The sequence below is a fragment of the Acetobacter tropicalis genome (assembly GCF_001580915.1).
Classification (GTDB): domain Bacteria; phylum Pseudomonadota; class Alphaproteobacteria; order Acetobacterales; family Acetobacteraceae; genus Acetobacter; species Acetobacter tropicalis.
Map to the genome: position 1 here is coordinate 1 of NZ_LHZQ01000161.1, position 14,877 is coordinate 14,877.

17 protein-coding genes and 2 pseudogenes are annotated in these 14,877 nt (G+C 55.3%); 14 read left to right on the top strand and 5 right to left on the bottom strand.

Translation table 11 applies throughout. The features are described from left to right. Positions 1-39 precede the first annotated feature (39 nt). The 4 genes and pseudogenes from AD944_RS16225 to AD944_RS02870 all read left to right on the top strand — a co-directional run. Positions 40-534, top strand: a pseudogene (locus tag AD944_RS16225) (recombinase family protein); the annotation flags it as partial. Positions 535-654: 120 nt separating this feature from the next. After that, positions 655-1,251: a recombinase family protein gene (locus AD944_RS02860; protein ID WP_045543361.1), complete on the top strand. Its 597-nt coding sequence runs from the start codon at positions 655-657 to the stop codon at positions 1,249-1,251. Positions 1,252-1,359: 108 nt separating this feature from the next. Next, positions 1,360-2,013, top strand: a complete 654-nt coding sequence (gene parA, locus AD944_RS02865) for a ParA family partition ATPase (protein ID WP_045543362.1) — start codon at positions 1,360-1,362, stop codon at positions 2,011-2,013. After that, positions 2,010-2,285 carry a ribbon-helix-helix domain-containing protein gene (locus AD944_RS02870; RefSeq protein WP_045543363.1) on the top strand — a complete coding sequence of 92 codons (276 nt, stop codon included), beginning with the start codon at positions 2,010-2,012 and terminating at the stop codon, positions 2,283-2,285. Before parA ends, AD944_RS02870 begins: the two co-directional genes overlap by 4 nt. 45 nt (positions 2,286-2,330) lie before the next feature. On the opposite strand, the gene AD944_RS02875 is transcribed toward AD944_RS02870, so the two are convergent. Beyond that, positions 2,331-3,431 carry a replication initiator protein A gene (locus AD944_RS02875; protein WP_045543364.1) on the bottom strand — a complete coding sequence of 367 codons (1,101 nt, stop codon included), beginning with the start codon at positions 3,429-3,431 and terminating at the stop codon, positions 2,331-2,333. 753 nt (positions 3,432-4,184) lie between these two features. On the opposite strand from AD944_RS02875, the pseudogene AD944_RS17765 reads away from it, so the two are divergent. The 5 genes and pseudogenes from AD944_RS17765 to AD944_RS02895 form a co-directional block, all read left to right on the top strand. Then, positions 4,185-4,256, top strand: a pseudogene (locus tag AD944_RS17765) (DUF2442 domain-containing protein); the annotation flags it as partial. A 65-nt stretch (positions 4,257-4,321) separates the two neighbouring features. Continuing rightward, positions 4,322-4,549, top strand: coding sequence for an AbrB/MazE/SpoVT family DNA-binding domain-containing protein (locus AD944_RS02880; RefSeq protein ID WP_019088712.1), 228 nt, complete (start codon positions 4,322-4,324; stop codon positions 4,547-4,549). Beyond that, positions 4,546-4,941 (top strand): type II toxin-antitoxin system death-on-curing family toxin, encoded by a 396-nt coding sequence (locus tag AD944_RS02885; RefSeq protein WP_045543365.1) that lies wholly within the window; start codon positions 4,546-4,548, stop codon positions 4,939-4,941. Before AD944_RS02880 ends, AD944_RS02885 begins: the two co-directional genes overlap by 4 nt. Before the next feature lie 123 nt (positions 4,942-5,064). Then, positions 5,065-5,310 (top strand): type II toxin-antitoxin system Phd/YefM family antitoxin, encoded by a 246-nt coding sequence (locus AD944_RS02890; protein ID WP_006560453.1) that lies wholly within the window; start codon positions 5,065-5,067, stop codon positions 5,308-5,310. Then, positions 5,307-5,693: a type II toxin-antitoxin system VapC family toxin gene (locus AD944_RS02895; RefSeq protein WP_045543366.1), complete on the top strand. Its 387-nt coding sequence runs from the start codon at positions 5,307-5,309 to the stop codon at positions 5,691-5,693. Before AD944_RS02890 ends, AD944_RS02895 begins: the two co-directional genes overlap by 4 nt. Positions 5,694-5,743: 50 nt before the next feature. On the opposite strand, the gene AD944_RS02900 is transcribed toward AD944_RS02895, so the two are convergent. From AD944_RS02900 to AD944_RS02910, 3 genes are all read right to left on the bottom strand, one after another. Further along, entirely contained in the window at positions 5,744-6,103 is a 360-nt protein-coding gene (locus AD944_RS02900; RefSeq protein WP_045543367.1) for a hypothetical protein, read from the bottom strand. Beyond that, positions 6,100-6,366, bottom strand: coding sequence for a conjugal transfer protein TraD (locus AD944_RS02905; protein WP_045543368.1), 267 nt, complete (start codon positions 6,364-6,366; stop codon positions 6,100-6,102). Before AD944_RS02905 ends, AD944_RS02900 begins: the two co-directional genes overlap by 4 nt. Positions 6,367-6,430: 64 nt before the next feature. After that, entirely contained in the window at positions 6,431-6,790 is a 360-nt protein-coding gene (locus AD944_RS02910; protein ID WP_082741328.1) for a conjugal transfer protein TraD, read from the bottom strand. Positions 6,791-6,886: 96 nt separating this feature from the next. On the opposite strand from AD944_RS02910, the gene traA reads away from it, so the two are divergent. The 4 genes from traA to AD944_RS02930 are packed head-to-tail and all read left to right on the top strand — an operon-like array spanning position 6,887 to position 11,252. Further along, positions 6,887-9,973: a Ti-type conjugative transfer relaxase TraA gene (gene traA / locus AD944_RS02915; protein WP_045543369.1), complete on the top strand. Its 3,087-nt coding sequence runs from the start codon at positions 6,887-6,889 to the stop codon at positions 9,971-9,973. A gap of 52 nt (positions 9,974-10,025) precedes the next feature. Then, positions 10,026-10,289, top strand: coding sequence for a type II toxin-antitoxin system Phd/YefM family antitoxin (locus tag AD944_RS02920; RefSeq protein WP_045543370.1), 264 nt, complete (start codon positions 10,026-10,028; stop codon positions 10,287-10,289). A gap of 9 nt (positions 10,290-10,298) precedes the next feature. Continuing rightward, positions 10,299-10,568, top strand: coding sequence for a Txe/YoeB family addiction module toxin (locus tag AD944_RS02925; protein WP_045543371.1), 270 nt, complete (start codon positions 10,299-10,301; stop codon positions 10,566-10,568). Between the two features lie 12 nt (positions 10,569-10,580). Next, the gene (locus AD944_RS02930; RefSeq protein ID WP_045543372.1) at positions 10,581-11,252 is read left to right on the top strand and encodes a DUF6118 family protein; all 672 of its coding nucleotides are present in this window, start codon (positions 10,581-10,583) and stop codon (positions 11,250-11,252) included. A gap of 86 nt (positions 11,253-11,338) precedes the next feature. Here AD944_RS02930 and AD944_RS02935 read toward each other — a convergent pair whose 3' ends face one another. Next, complete coding sequence (locus AD944_RS02935; RefSeq protein WP_045543373.1) at positions 11,339-13,045, bottom strand: Hint domain-containing protein; 1,707 nt, start codon at positions 13,043-13,045, stop codon at positions 11,339-11,341. 885 nt (positions 13,046-13,930) lie between these two features. Between AD944_RS02935 and AD944_RS16235 the strand changes: the two genes are divergently transcribed. Further along, on the top strand, positions 13,931-14,428 hold the full coding sequence (locus tag AD944_RS16235) for a helix-turn-helix domain-containing protein (protein WP_082741330.1): 498 nt from the start codon (positions 13,931-13,933) through the stop codon (positions 14,426-14,428). The last annotated feature ends 449 nt before the right edge of the window (positions 14,429-14,877 follow it).

A 14,877-nucleotide genomic window follows, 5' to 3' on the forward strand; every position in this document is an offset into this window, starting at 1 on the left:
CCTAAGCGTACGTAAAATACACTTTCGTGTCGTGACCCCGAAAAAGCCAGTGGTGCTGATGCAGAGCGCATCCAACTTCAGAAACTCCTGAAAGGTCTGTCAAAAGGCGAGATTGTTGTTGTCACCCGCATTGATCGTCTGGCGCGGAGCACGTTTGATCTGTTTGGAATCGTTAAGGAAATCACCCAGAAAGGAGCACAGTTTTGCTCCATAGCGGAACCGTGGGCTGATACCATGACAAGCACTGGTCGTCTGATGCTGGCTGTATTGGGTGGTCTTGCTGATGTTAAGCGGGACTTGATCAGAACGCGCACTGCGGAAGGACGATTACGTGCAACGCGGCGAGGTGTGAAAATGGGCCGTCCTGCGGTGATTACACAAGCACATCGGCATGAAATAATACGTCGGCGTCAAAACGGAGAAACACTGAAGGTGATTGCCCAAAGTTATGGAATTAGTGCTGGAACGGTTTCACGGATTGTAACGGGAGCAGATAGTCATCGCTGTCGCAAACAACTCAAAAACGAAGACTGAGCCTTTTATTTTTCGGAATGAACGGAAAAAGTTTGCCCCAATTAGACTATAGTCAGATTGGGACATGTCGGAGCCACGGTGTATCAAGGGCTGCATGGTGGTTTTTCCGGGAGGGTTCAAATGGGACAGCGCGCGGTCATCTATTGCCGGGTTTCCACGGCCGATCAGTCCTGCGCGCGCCAGAGGGACGAGTTGAAGCGGTTTGCTGAACGCGCGGGATATGAAGTGCTGGACGTTTTCATGGAGACCGGCTCTGGCGTCCGGGTGGATCGGGCCGAGCGTCGAAAGGTCATGGCACTGGCCCAGGCCCGTGAAATTGATGCCATCCTGGTGACGGAGCTGTCCCGCTGGGGGCGTTCGACCATTGATCTCATCTCCACGCTTCAGGAGCTGGAGAGCTATCGTGTTTCCCTGATCGCCATAACGGGAATGACGTTCGACCTGGCAACACCACATGGACGAATGCTGGCGACGGTTCTGGCCGGGATTGCTGAGTTCGAGCGGGATCTGATCAGCGAGCGGGTGAAGTCCGGTCTGGCCGCGGCCAAGGCGCGAGGGAAGGTTCTCGGCCGACAGAAAGGAGAGCGGCCGAAGTCTGATCGTCTGGCTCCGAAGGTTCTGGCGCTGGTGGCTGAAAAGCGGAGTTATCGGTGGATCGCCCGCGATCTGGGAATCAGCAAGAACACTGTTGCTGCCATTGTGCATAGGGAAAGGTGAGTTTATCGGCCGTTGAATATGGGTTGCTTTCTGTCGTTCTCTATTGCCGGTCTAGTAGGTTATCGCGTATGACTGCATGCAAACATGCGGTCATGTAAGGACGTTCACATGCCAACAATAGCGATTATCAGTCAGAAGGGTGGGGCTGGAAAAACCACTCTGGCTTTGCATCTGGCTGCTGCTGCTGAGGATACTGGCCATACGGCATTGGTGATTGATGTGGACCCACAGGCAACCGCGAGCCAATGGGCGGCATGGCGTAAGGATGCTCCGCCGGTTGTGATTGACAGTGCTCCGCCACGCCTCGCGGCTAAGATCGAACAGGCAATGAGTCAGGGCGCTGAGTTCATCGTGATTGATACTCCGCCTCACGCTGATAGTGCGGCTAGTGCTGCCGTTGAAGTCGCCGATTTAGTGTTAATTCCATGTCGGCCGAGTGCATTCGATCTGGCAGCGATCAAAACTACTGCCAGCCTTATAAAAATGCGTGGCAAACCAGCCTTTGTCGTTTTTACAGCGGGAAGTCCGACTGCTCCGCGTATGTATGAGGAGGCCACACAACTCGTAGAAAGCTACGGGCTAAACGCATGTCCACATATTATCGCTGATCGTGCAGTTTTTCGTCATGCGGCGGCGGAAGGGAAAACTGCAATGGAAATAGAGCCAAAAGGCAAGGCGTCTGATGAGGTAAGACTGCTTTACAAGTGGACATGCAAGCATGTAAACATGCAATCATCGAGAAAGCGGAGAGCTAGTGCATGAGCCGGAAGGGGTCTCTACTGTCGTTGCGGGATCGTGATTCCGCAATATCATCGGCTGTAGCCACATCAGAAAGCAAGGTTGCTGCCACAGACAGCAAGCCGGTTGCGCCGAGCCGTCAAGGCAAAAAAGCCATGACTGGCTATTTTAGCCCGGAAATGTCATTTGCCATGCATATGACCGCCAGAAAGCATGGAATGAGTTTACAGGACGCGATGGCCGACGCGTTTAACGACTGGCTACGCAAGATGGGAGAAAGTCCTGTAGGCAAGTAGGTGGGTAGACATGCCGGCATGTACACATGCCAGCATGCACTAGAATCAGCGCATTGGGCTGCGTTCGTGCCGTTTTTTGCAAAAGCCAATAAAGGCACCGGCAGGGCTTTTAAGCTCGGGTTTCCCCATGTCGTGCCACCATGAAACCCATTCGTCATGGAGAGCATAAATGTCATATCCTGGCGCAACGGTTTTAGCGTCATGCATGGTTTCGGGATCAATGTAGGGGGCATCCCTGACAGGGACAATAACATCGGCCTTTGTTTTAAGGCTCAAACGGTTGCGAAATAGAATGATGTCGTCGGCCATTGTGATGGCATAGTCAGGAAAATGAGCATGGCTGGTGTCATGCGCACAAACTTTCTTAACCAAGGATCGAAAGACGCGAAGCGGGCTATTTGAGCCACATTTTTTTTGCAGCAGTTCTAATCCGATCTTCCATTCATCTTTCATACCGCAGTGTTTGCGGGCTAGTTCGTACATGCGTCGTTCAAATGGTTTACGAAGTCGGAAATAGTCTCGGTGAAGTGTTAGGACGTTCTTGCTGATGACTGAACGATAGACCCACTCTGACAGAGTGATTTCGAGATCAAGCATTCGGCCATCGAACGTCTTACGGGTGATTCTAGCTTCTTCGATCAAACCGAAAATTCGCGTCTCTTCAATGCCGCCTGTTTGAATGTTGGTTCGCACGGTTGTTCCGCGCAAGCGCGTCAACGCGTCGGTCAGTAGTCTATAGCCTGCTCCGCTGGTTTGACGATTGGTAGCGACCAGCATGTCATAAGCTTGAAGGCGGAGTGTTCGGCTTGGTTGTTCGCCGTGATTCATTTTCGCAACGAGCTGAGAGATGCAGTAGATTAGGATATCCTTGTCATGGATCGTTGCCAGCCCTTTGCCAGACGGGATGATCTCTATGATATTCCCATTGTGTTCATAGCGTCGCATCCGAGTGTCAGGCTTGGTCGAGAGCGAAAAAACAGGATGCTCCATTGACGCCATATCATCTTTGGGAATGGCATCCAGCACGTCACAGATGAATAGGTCCTGATTTGGATGGCGGACTGGCAGGAGGGGTGTGCGATCCTCACCTTCCATAGCCGGGGAAGGCGCAATGTCGAACAAGGAAGGAGAAGATTCTATCGTCATTTCAATTACAGATAGCTACTATCGTCACTTCACATACACAAGCCAATTATCGTCATATTAGATTCAGTTTGATCTTATCGTCATTTCAATTACGCATGTTTGCTATCGTCATAGTGGATTCAGTTTATCGTCATAGTGGATTCAGTTTATCGTCATAGTGGATTCACAAGACGATGGAATCATTCAATAAAACCGTTATTATTCAATGTGTTATTCTGACTCTGAAAAACCGTAACACTACTTAAACACTTATTAAACACTCTAAGGCTGTGGATAACTTTTTATCGCTTAAAAATTTCCAGCTAAATTAAACCCAAGCACCGCCTCTTGGGGGTTACACCCCCGCCGGCTCGCGGCCTACGGCCGCCCCGATCGCGCATAGCGCGATCTCCCACCCGGCATCCCCCTGCTCGGCCCTTTGGGCCTGCGCTAAACGGACACGCCTACGGCGCGAAATCATAATCTGACGATGCAACCATCGTCTCGCCAATAGCCACCTCTCTCTCCCGCGTCGGCGCCTCTGGCGCCCTACGGGGCTCCAGCTCCGCGCTCGCCCGACGCCTGTAACATCAGAAGAACCGGGCAAGACCGTAATCTGCTCAAGGCACAGCAGAGTTCAGACGATCATTCAGCAACTCACGTGTCGCAACATGACCGCCAGACGCCACTGGAAGGCCGTACAGACGTTATCAGGCGTCGTAGCTGTATTATGGGTCTGTAACGGGTAGTGGGCTCTGCACGGCCTTCCAGAACGCTTCTCTAAATGATCTGGCCAAGATCACCCCATTGGGTAATGGCCTTCACTGGCCTCGCCTTGATGCCGATAAGCATGATGGTTGCAGAAACCGGAAAGAGTTATTACATTGGTAATAACATTGAGGGGATTCACCATGGTCGAGCTGAAAGTGCGAAAATTTGGCAACTCACTTGGGGTGGTGCTGCCCAAGGAAGTGATCTCACGGCTGAACACCCAGGATGGCGCGCCCCTGTATCTGACCGAAGCACCAGACGGCGGCTATCGGCTCGTACCCTATGATCCTGACTTTGAAACCAAAATGACAAAGGCTGAGGATATTATGCGGCGTTACCGTGATACGCTGCATGTTCTGGCCCAATGACAGCTTTCGTCTGGATAGACGAACGCGAAGCCCTGATCCTGCATGACCGGCTGTTGGGCGCGCATGGCGGCGCTTCCGGCGTAAGGGATGCAGGTCTTCTGAAAACCGCGCTTGCCCGGCCACAGCAGCATGCGGCCTATGCGGATCCGCTGGATCCAGTGCATCTGGCGGCCGTCTATACGGCGGGTATCGTCAAAAACCATCCCTTCATCGATGGAAACAAACGTACTGGCTTTGTGCTCGGTGTGCTGTTTCTGGAACTGAACGGCTATCGTTTCACGGCAGCCCAGGAAGATGCAGCAAATGCGGTTCTCGCGCTGGCAGGAGGTCAGATGGATGAACAGGGCTATGCGATGTTCCTCGCCGCCAATGTCGTATCCGAAAGGGTATGACGGTAGCGAGGAACGCGATGGGCATGCTTTTTTCGTTTCGTGAGGTGGTCCTGGCGATATTTGCCTTGATAGACCAGACTAATATGACTAAGTCTTTATTGGGTAAACTCAGGGGCTTTCGCCATGCGCACAGTTAACATCCACGAAGCCAAGACCCATCTGTCCCGGCTGATTGACGCGGCCATGAAAGGGGAAAGCTTCATCATTGCCAAAGCTGGCCGACCGATGGTGCGGGTCAGCCCGATTACGGCTCCTGAAGAGTTACAGCAACGGCGTCTGGGGTTTCTTGCTGGAAAAATCCGGGTGCCCGAAGATTTTGATCGCATGGGACAGGACGATATTGTGTCTCTGTTCGACGGTCCGGCATGAGGCTCCTTCTGGATACCCATCTGCTGCTTTGGGCAGCCGGAGAGCCTGACAAGCTGTCAGCCCGGGCGAAAACCCTGATGGAAGATCAGGACAATGTTCTGGTCTTCAGTGCGGCCAGTCTCTGGGAGATCACCATCAAGACCGGACTGGGCCGGGCAGATTTTCAGGTCGACCCCCACCTGCTGCGACGCGGTCTGATCGAAAACGGCTATGAGGAGTTACCGATCACCAGCCAGCACGCTCTGGCAGTGGGACAACTACCAGATGTGCATCGGGATCCCTTTGACCGGATCCTTGTGGCACAGGCCACGGTGGAAGGATTGCTTCTGCTGACCCATGATCCGCTGGTAAAGGCTTATCCTGGTCCGGTCGAAGCCGTCTGAAGGATGTCTGACATCTCTTGCAGATGTTTCTCAGGCTGCCTCTTCATCCTTTACTTTTTCACTTCCTCTGACGTGGGTTCATTCAGCGACCAGCAGCGTGATGTCGGGACATTCTGATCTGTTCCCGGCGTCGGGGCCGTCAGAACGCAGAGCACGGTCTGTTTCTGCCGGGTCAGCGTGAAAAGGGCTCCTGAGCCTTCATAATCCGCTGTAGTCGTAATCCGGTAGTCTTTGTTCAACAGGCTCGCCAGAGAGTCCGGGACTGGATTCAGCACTGTTGGAACGGCCAGAGGACTATAGGGCGATTTAACCCCAGACTGAGGCAGCCAGTCTCCTGTGTTCCGGGCAAAGCCTGAAGCCGGTAAAAGAAGGAGCGTCAGGGCCATGAAAATCAGCGACAGTTGTTTCATGAGGATGTCTCCTGTTCTTTCTTTTTCACATGCTCTTTTTCGGCATCGAAGGCATGAAGCCCCGCGCGCTTCCAGCGTGTTTTCAGGTCGTCTGGGGTGGTCACATTGCTGCCCCGAAGCTGCCCCGCAATATCCAGGAAGGCTCCGAGCAGGGTGGCACGGTCATCATCGGTCAGATCGACCAGTCCCGCCTTCTGGACCAGGCCGCCCAGTTCGATCAGATGATGGGTGCGTTCCCGTCGTGCCTTCGCCCAGTCGCGCATGTCAGTGCGTGCCTTTCGTGCCTGATGGCGATGGATCAGGGCTGTCTGCTTCCTGATCCGTTTTTCAAGCGCTAGTAGATCCGTTCTGATCGTTTCCGGTTCCTTTCCGGCTGCCCTTTTTTCCGCCTGCCTGAAAGAACGCCGCTCCCCATTCGGTCCACCTCGCGACGGCTTCGGGTTTTCCATCCTCCTGTTCGACAGCCGCAAGCAGCACACCGGCCAGCGCCTCGATCGACAGGGTATCGGCTCCCGTCGCCTCGACCAGTTCACCGAACTGGATGGTTCTTTGCGCTTTGAGCTGCTTCGCCTTTTCCTGAAGCGCCTTCAGTTCCGAATCAATGTCCCGTGGCCTGCGCATTTCCGGTCCCCTGTCCTGCTGGTCTGTGGCATACTCTATCACACAGGCGAGAACCGCGTCACTCATCTAGAATGATCAATCTTTGTGGAGCAATAAAATATAAGTGCGCGCTTATACGTCACTGCGTGACGTGCGCTTAAATGGTGTGATAGGATCGCATCCATGGCGATCTATCACCTACATGCAAAGGTCATCAGTCGCACTACCGGCCGCAGCGCCGTGGCGGCGGCAGCCTATCGCGCCGCATCCCGCCTGCATGATGTGCGGCTGGATCGCGACCATGACTTTTCCAACAAGAGCGGTGTGGTGTATTCCGAGATCCTGCTGCCCGATGGAGCGCCGGAACGGTTTCTCGACCGTGCGACCCTATGGAATGAGGTCGAGGTGATCGAGAAGCGCAAAGATGCCCAGCTCGCCCGCGAGGTGGAGTTTTCGATCCCGCGCGAAATGACCCAGGCGCAGGGGATCGCACTGGCACGGGATTTCGTGCGGGAGCAGTTCGTGGAACGCGGCATGGTGGCCGATCTGAACGTGCATTGGGATATGGGTGAGGACGGACAGGCGAAACCCCATGCGCATGTGATGCTGTCCACGCGGTCTGTCGATGAGAACGGGTTTGGTGCAAAAGAGCGGTCGTGGAATGACAAAGAACTCCTGCTGACATGGCGGGAGCGCTGGGCGTCACTTGCCAATGAACGGCTAGCCGAACTGGACCTTGATGTGCGGATCGATCATCGGTCGTTCGCGGCACAGGGGATCGACCTTGAGCCGCAGAACAAGATTGGTCCGGCCGGGATGCGCCGGGAAGAGCGGGGCGAGGATGCGGAACGGGTCGCTGATCATCTGGAGATCGCGCGACGCAATGGGGAAAGGTTGCTGGCCGAGCCGCATGTGGCGCTGGAGGCGCTGACCCGGCAGCAGAGCACGTTTACCCGGCAGGATCTGGCGCGGTTCGTGGACCGGCAGACGGTGGATGCTGAACAGTTTACGGCCGTCATGGTTCGGGTGGAGGCATGTCCGGAGCTGGTCGCGCTCGGGAAAGACGGGCACGGGCGGGAGCGGTTCTCCACGCGCGCGATGATCGAGGTCGAGCAGCGTCTGGAAGAAGCGTCGCTCGCGATGGGGCTGTCCCAGGGGCATGCGGTGCCGCTGGCGGTGCGTCGGGCAGCGATGCAGCATTCCGGTCTTGGGGACGAGCAGGCGCTGGCGGTGGGCGAGCTCACGAAGTCCCGCGACCTGTCCGTGGTGGTCGGGTATGCCGGGACAGGGAAGAGCACCATGCTGGGTGTGGCCCGTGCGGCATGGGAAGAGGCCGGGTACCGGGTGCGCGGGGCGGCGCTGTCGGGGATCGCGGCGGAAGGGCTGGAAGCGGGGTCCGGGATTGAGAGCCGGACGCTGGCGTCCCTGGAGCGGGCGTGGGGTCGTGGGTTCGACCTGCTGGAGCGCGGGGACGTGCTGGTGGTGGACGAGGCCGGCATGGTGGGGTCACGGCAGATGGAGCGGGTTCTGTCTGTCGCCCGCGAAGCCGGGGCCAAGGTGGTGCTGGTGGGCGATCCCGAGCAGTTGCAGGCGATCGAGGCGGGTGGTGCGTTCCGGGCGGTGGCCGAGCGGGTCGGGTCGGTGGAAATCACCACCGTACGCCGGCAGCGTGAAGGCTGGCAGCAGGCGGCCACGAAGGAGTTGGCGACCGGGCGGACAGAGCAGGCGCTGGGACGCTATGAGGCGACTGGCCTGGTGCGCGGGCATGACACGCTGGAAGAGGCGCGGGGCGGGGTGGTGGCCGGGTGGGATGAAGCCCGTCAGGCCGCGCCAGAGGACAGTCAGATCATGCTGGCGCACCGGCGTGTCGATGTGCGGGCACTGAACGAGGCGGCACGCGCCATCCGGCGGGAGGCGGGTGAGCTGGGTGACGACGTGCTGGTGCCAACCGCCCAGGGCGAGCGGGTGTTTGCGGACGGGGAGCGGGTCTACTTCCTGCGTAATGACCGGGAGCTGGGGGTAAAGAACGGCACGCTAGGCACGGTGCGGGGCATCGAGGGATCGGCCGAGGCCGGGGATCTCGTGCTGTCGGTGCAGCTCGATGGGAAGGAGGGTGTCGGGCGTGGCCGGGTCGTGTCCGTGTCGGTGGCGGAGTATGACGCGCTGGATCATGGTTATGCGGCCACCATCCACAAATCGCAGGGTGTGACGGTGGACCGGGCGCATGTGCTGGCGACGGGGAGCCTGGACCGGCACGGGGCCTATGTGGCGCTGTCGCGGCATCGGGAGAGCGTGTCTGTCCATTGGGGTCGTGATGATGTGGGCGACCGGGACGGGCTGGTGCGGCGGCTGTCACGCGAGCGGCTGAAGGATACCACGCTGGATTACCCGCATGTCCGGGATCGGGATACCGGGTTCGCGCGGCGGCGCGGACTGTATGTCCCCGAGAGCAAGATCGTGGTGGAGCGTGAGAAGGCCGCCTCTGGCCCCCAGAAGGACAGGCAGACCGAAGCTGTCAGTACGCCAGAGCCGGCACCGGCACAGCAGAAACGCGGGATGTTCGATGGGCTGGACCTGTCCGTGCGGCCGGGGCGTCGCACGGCGGAAAAAGACGTGTCGGCCGGGATGGATGCCGGGGCCGGTAAGGGGGAAAGTGGGATTGAGCGTGAGGCTCCCGCCTCTCTCTTTGCGGGTTTGAGGCTGCCCCGTGTGCAGCGTGAGCAGGTGCCGGCCGGGCTGGACGGGTTTGTGCCGGGTGGTGATCCGCTTCAGCAGGCGGTGGAGCGGTATGCGCGGGCCTGGGTGGATGCCGAGCGCATGGTGCGGCAGGAGCTGCCGGTGCTGGAGCACCAAAAGAAGGCGCTTTTTGAAGCCGGGCGGGATCTGGAGCGGGTCCGGCGTGGCGGTGAGGCGGATCTGCGGGCGGCGCTGAAGCATCAGCCGGAGATCCGGCAGGCGCTGTATGGTCTGGAAGGTCCGGCACGGGCGCGCAAACTGGTCGAGGGGCTGGAGCATGAGGACAGGGTGCGGAAGAGTCCGGATCTGCGGGCGGCGCGGTTTGTGAAGACCTGGGACGGGCTGAGCCGCGAGCAGCAGGGTGTGGCGCTCAAGGAATTGAAGCGGGATGCGCAGCTTGAGTCCATCCTGCGGGAGAAAAGCCGCGAGCTGGGTATTAGGAAGGGATCGACGCTCGATCACGGGTTGCATCCCCATCAGCGGGAGCAGGCCCTCTCACGCTCCAGGTCGCGCGGTATGGATATGGGGATGTAAAAAAGAAGACGTACAGAAAACTGTACGTTATAGTGAAGGTGGAGGATCGATCATGACCTGTGTTTCCTATACCGACCTGCGCCAGAACCTCGCGCATTATCTGGATGAAGCCGTGAACAGCCGCGCGCCGATTGTCGTGACCCGCAAGACCGGGAAAGGCAGTGTCGTGCTGATGTCGGAAGAAGAATTCTCCGGCTGGCAGGAAACCGTGCATCTCCTGAGCAGCCCACGCAACGCGGAGAGGCTGTTGGGGAGCATTCGTGACATCGAGCACGGGGTAGCGACCGAGCGTGATCTTTTGAAGCAGCAAGGGTGAACCGTTGGTGTGAAGGTCTTTTTTCATGAAAATGGCTGGGAGGATTATCTTTCCTGGTTTCAGTCAGACACTGCGGTTCTTGAGAAGATCAATACCCTGATCGACGATGTAAGGCGGCATCCGTTTCAAGGGCTGGGTAAGCCGGAACCATTGAAGGGGCAGCTTTCCGGGTGGTGGTCTCGCCGGATTACGGGAGAACATCGTCTGGTCTACCGGGTTCAGGGGCGCGCGGGAGAGGATCAGCGGATTGAGGTTGCCCAGTGCCGGTTTCATTACTGAAGGAGAAGCGTCATGAGCGAGACGGATCCGGCAGCTCGTGCCTTTGAGGATCTGTGCGCTGAAATGACAGTGCTCCGGCGCAGTGTGGAAGCATTGCCCCAGGCATGGCGGGACAACCGGCCGCCAGATTACACGGAGGATCTGGCCCGTGTCGTGAAAGCCATGAATGCGGTCGGGACGCATATGAAGGCGATTGAGGCCAGCCCGACGCTGAAAATGACGCCCCAGGCGTATGGGCAGGGGATACGGGAGGAAGGACTGGCCGCCAGCCGGAGACTTGAAGGGGTCTTCGAAAAGGCGATCGGAGAGGTCCGGAAAGAGCGGCAGGTGCTGGCGTCGATTATTGGTCAGGCAAACAATCGGCGGGATCAATGGTTTTATCTGACTTTTATCGGAATTATGGCTTTTCTATTTGGGGTGGGGATCGCACCGCTTCTGTTTAATCACATCACCTGGAAGAATTTTGATGAGCGTGTGGCTTCGTTCATTGTTGGGGGCCAGGATCGGTGGGATTCCGGATATGCGATGATGCGGGATGCACGACCTGAGCAATGGAACAGCTTTATGTGGGAGGATCGGCTGGTGCAGGACAATATGCCGCAAATCAGGGACTGTCGGATCGCGGCGACTCAGTCCGGACACCCGAAGGCTTGTGTGATTACGGTGAAGCCGGATGTACAGTAGTATTTGATGAGAAATAAGTTTTCATAAGGAAAGGGCTTTCCCGGCAAAGGGAAAGCCCCAACATTATTTGTCCGGGTTAACCGAGATTAAGCAGAACGTTTTTTTATATCAGAGTTTGGCTTTGTGTTCAGCAGATAGGGGCCTGCGGCACGAATAGTCATGGAGAGAATACCCATTTTCCCATGTGTCAGGTGATCACCTAACGGGAGTTCAGCATTCCCATTAGTCCATGCGCAGTCCGTCCAATCGGTATCATGCCAACCCGCAGGTTTTTCGTCCTGAAGGTGAGAAGTAATATCGAACTGCTGTTTGGCACATTGAAGCTGCACATCTGCTACGGCCACGCCCATATAGCGACGATCATCGACAAACGGGCCAATCACGTCTGATGGACGGGTAGAACGCGAGACGATCCGCACAGACTCTGTATTTGGTGGTAGCATGAAGCTGTAGTGATGCGCGGTCTTACGCATGGGACGGATCACAGCGCCTGTCTGAGTGATAAGATGTAGGTCAGGATCCGTTGTCGTTTCGATTTTTGTCGTCGAGATCTTGGTGCCCACAACACTGTTTTCACGCCATTGCAGAGCCCGGAAGAGCGGTTCTACAAAGGAGCGTTCCACGCCCAATGGCGCACCGGCATCATCGGCCCAGTTCTTTACCGCTCCGCGCAGAGTTGCGATTTTGCCTTCCTGACGGAAGGATGAACGGTTCCCGGTATCAAGATAGCTTTCTGTGAGCATGCCATCAGCGGTGATGACAGAATGCTGTTCTGTTTCTACGTGATAGTAATCGTAAGAAGTAATGGACTTGTCATAGAAGATAGACACACCATTGACCAGCATACGAACGGGGACAAAACGGTCTCTGAAGAACAAGCAATGTTCGGCAGTAATCAGCATGTCCTTGTAAGGAACGCCATCGGCAATGGCGTCTTTAAGGATACGCACAGGCCAGCCAGCTTCATCATCGGGAAGGTCAGGACGCACTGTCGCACGTGCTTTGCCAACCCAGACGACTGAGCGCGTAACGTCCTGGTTGTTTTGCCAGTCAAATGCAACAACCTGATTGCCAATCCGAACGTCTTCTACCGCAACATCTCCGTCCGCCGTGCGAATCATGCTGCCAGACAGAAAACATGCCTGACCAGGTGTGTAACCTTTAGCGTCTGGACCATAAATTATTTTCCAGTTGTTATTACCATTCACACCATTACGAAAAGCAGACTGTCTTCTGGAATCAAGATCATATCCTTGGGTAACAGTGATCGTTGACTGGTTGCCATTGTCGTTTTGACCAGCGCCACTCATCCAATCGACCGTGATCTTGGCCGGGTTTTGAGATGTCCCATAGGAAACGTTGCCGCCTGTGCCCCATTCAAGGTGAACAATGTGAATATTCGTTCCTTGCAGGTTATAATTACCACCCTGAGCATTCGGGATACCTGCGCTTTGCGGATCCTCTAATGTACCCGTAACCGTGAACGATGTACTACCCGTTATCAGTGTTGCAGGGCCACCGTTCCCACCAATTGTCACGTTTGCAACTGTGATTGGGGTATTGCCACTGAGAGTAGGCGTCATATTCTTGACGGCGTTATTCATGGCGTTTGCATCACCATGATATGTATAGCCTGCCTGATTCAGTGAATTGCCACTCATGATAAGAATATTATCGTTGGCACCAGGAACACCAGTCTGTGTAGTAACGTTTGTTCCTATAACAACATTCCAATTATCTGGATTGTTCCAATCCGTATTTTTCGCACCAGTCCATAGATAAGTATTGGCCATCTTATTAATCCTGATTTGCGCAAAAACTGAAATCAGCTTTCGCTTCCGTGAAAGTCTCATTTTCGTTTACATAACGCAAACGAAAAACACAACAACGAAATAAAAATTGTTAGAAAAATAATGTCTCCAGGTATTTGCGCAAATCATGAAATAATACGCCGGCGTCAAAACGGAGAAACACTAAAAGTGATTGCCCAAAGCTATGGAATTAGTGCTGGAACGGTTTCACGGATTGTAACGGGAGCAGATAGCCATCGCTGTCGCAAACAACTTACAAACGAAGACTGAGCCTTTTTGGGACAGACCGGAATCATGGTGTATTGCATGGTCGTTTTTCCAAGAGAGTTCAAATGTGACAACAAGGGGCTATGAAGTTCTGAGCATTTTCATGGGTGCAGGCTGTAAGGTATTGCCGAAGAGACTGTAAAGCCTGGTCGTAGCTGGACGCCTCCTGAAATCAAGGTTGCTGATATTCAGAAGCGAACCGGGCTTAGCCAAGTGCGTTTTGCTGCGCTGTATGGGTTGGGTGCCGCCGCTGTACGTGACTGAGAACAGAAGCGCCAAATGCCAGAAAAGGCTGCCAGCACGTAGCTGATTCTGATTGATCGAGAACCGCAGGCGGTTGAGCGTGTGCTTGTTGGCACATGATGGCCCTTGCCAGACTCAGATTCCAAGATACATAGTGCCTGAAATGACGAAGGGGACAGCCCGGCAAGGCCATCCCCCTCAAAACTCGCTGTTTACCCCGGCGAGGTGGACTTGATGCAAGAGGTGGTGGAACACCCGTTGCGTCCAATGCTGATATTGTAAGGATAACCGAAGTCGGTTTCAAGCCTTAGTCAGCAGGAGAGAGGAAGCCTCGCCCATATTTTAAGGGCTTTGGTTGTGACCTCTTTCGCTTCTACTCTTTGGGCACTCACACAATCTCGTCGGATCACAGGTAAAACGCACCTTGTATTGCAGGCACTCGCCAGCTTTCAGGGACACCGTGGCCTCTTTCCGTCGCACGAAAGCATTGCATCCCGTGCAGGATGTAGCGTCAGAACCGTTATACGGGCCTTAGAGACTGCTTACCGGCTAGGCATAGTCGAACGGACGCGACAACGTCAAAGGGTATCAGGGCGCATCTGTAACGGTGTTAATCGGTATCGTCTGATCATTAAGCCATTGGAGCAGGCACGTGCTGCTGCCGCCCATTACACACAACAGCTTAAAGATGCCCTAGCCCGCAGAAAACGGGCGTTTCTTTCTAAGTGCCAAAATGACAGCGAACTTAATTCTCAAAGTAATTTCTTTAATGCAGAACCGGTTTCAGCTGCCGGAATGTCGCATAATGATTTGATACGATGGTGTGAAAGCATAGGATACCGGGGCAGCACCTAGTCTCACCTTCTCCAACACACCAAAAACTAGCACCGTATGGCTCAGGAATAGAGAGCATGTGAGAAAGCACGGGTATAAACTCAGTCCTAACTCGTTCCTTTTCATTCTTCGGGCCGCTTAGGAACGAGATGGAACAAAATCGGATAGTCAAGATATGTTGCCCCGGACGGGACACACTCAACAGAGGAGCTATGAGAGCGGGCTGGGTGTGTCGCAACCAGATGTATCGAAGGTTCGTTCAAGGTTGTCGCGAGGTTCGCGCTAGATTTGCAGGTGTATGTCTCTTTTTATGGCGTAAGAATATCATGTTAGTTGTGGGCAGGACAGGTGAAGTTACGTAACCACTAAGCGGCCACGACTTCACACCCTGCTTTACTCGCCTACCGGCTCAACAGGATATTGAACACATGAACACCCATTCACCCGAAAAGGCGAAACCATGAAAACGG